Origin of the sequence: Hydrotalea sp. (genome assembly GCF_049968455.1) — a bacterium.
GTDB lineage: Bacteria > Bacteroidota > Bacteroidia > Chitinophagales > Chitinophagaceae > Hydrotalea.
The window spans coordinates 74,132-75,381 of the sequence record NZ_JBMFQT010000003.1 but is presented as its reverse complement, the minus strand read 5'-3'; the positions used below and the strand labels follow the sequence as shown (position 1 = coordinate 75,381).

2 protein-coding genes are annotated in these 1,250 nt (G+C 31.4%); both read left to right on the top strand.

Going from position 1 to position 1,250, the window contains the following annotated elements; translation table 11 throughout:
• The first annotated feature begins 49 nt into the window (after nucleotides 1–49).
• Nucleotides 50–517 (top strand): DUF6799 domain-containing protein, encoded by a 468-nt coding sequence (locus tag ACP5P5_RS02965; protein ID WP_428284625.1) that lies wholly within the window; start codon nucleotides 50–52, stop codon nucleotides 515–517.
• A 207-nt stretch (nucleotides 518–724) separates the two neighbouring features.
• Nucleotides 725–1,250, top strand: a 526-nt coding sequence (locus tag ACP5P5_RS02960) for a hypothetical protein (protein ID WP_428284624.1), incomplete at its 3' end; no start/stop codon positions are given.

The following is a 1,250-nucleotide window of genomic DNA, read 5'->3' as shown; positions in this document are numbered from 1 at the left end:
GAGTAGTAACTTTATTTTATTAATTTTTAATCACTTTAAATAAAATTTTATGAAAAAGATACTTTTAGTTATGATGTCGGCATTAATGATAGTTGGTGTCGCAAGAGCTCAGACTCAAACTCAAGACAGGACACAAGACAAAACACAAGATCAACTTAGAGATCAAACTCAAAAAAGAGATCGCATTCATTCCGAAGACCATTTAATGATGCGTGATGGTAAATTGTATCAAGTAAAGAATGGGGAAATGCTTCAGTTAAGAGAACAATTACGATTAAAAAATGGTGCAACCATTGAACCCAATGGTATGTATCAATTGGCTAATCAAGAGAAGTATCAATTACGCAATGGTGAGTGTATGGATATGGATGGAAATAGATACCTTAATCAAAACAGATTTAATCAAAGAAAGATGATGACGAATAAAGAAATTGAGCGGTATCGCAATATGATTATGCGTAAGAATAATCCTCCAAAACCGGCAGCTAATAGGCAAGGCATGAACGGTAATAAATAGATGATACAATTGATATACTATTTACCATTCACTCTGATTTTAGATTTATTCAGCGCAATGCAAAGTGGGTAATATTGTATTGTAATATGTATTAGGGGGCATTGTTACAATAGATTATGCCAATTGCTTGCGCTGTTTTAATCAGAAATATTTTGAAGCCATTATTGAAGTAAAATACAATTACCTAATTGTAATAATTCTAATTGTATGCGAATACATTTAAATATATATTATATCATCGTGTTAATGATGATTTATAATCCACTATATAGTCAGGAAAATGGTCGCCTCTCCGACTCGTCTCTGAATTTAAAAAAGAATGAACAAAAATATTCTTATGTTGAAGCAGGTGTAAATTATACAAGTGACATCGTTTTTATGGGAAGAAGAGATTCTGTTGCTGTGCCTTATTTTTCACCTTCTTTAACTTATTACAATAAATCAGGACTTTTTGCATCCGCATCTTTATCTTATTTAGCTAGTTCTGCACAACAGCGAATTGATTTATATACATTATCAATTGGTTATAATACTAGTTTTAATAATTGGTATACAGGCGCTTTGATAAACAAATATTTTTTTAATGACCAAAGTTATAATGTTGAGTCTGAACTTTCAGGCTACGGATATGCTTATTTAGGACATCATTTTGGCAATGTATTGAATTGGTATGTAGATGGAATGTTTAGTTTTGCATCACAACCTGATTATTTCATAGGCACTGAGTTGAGTC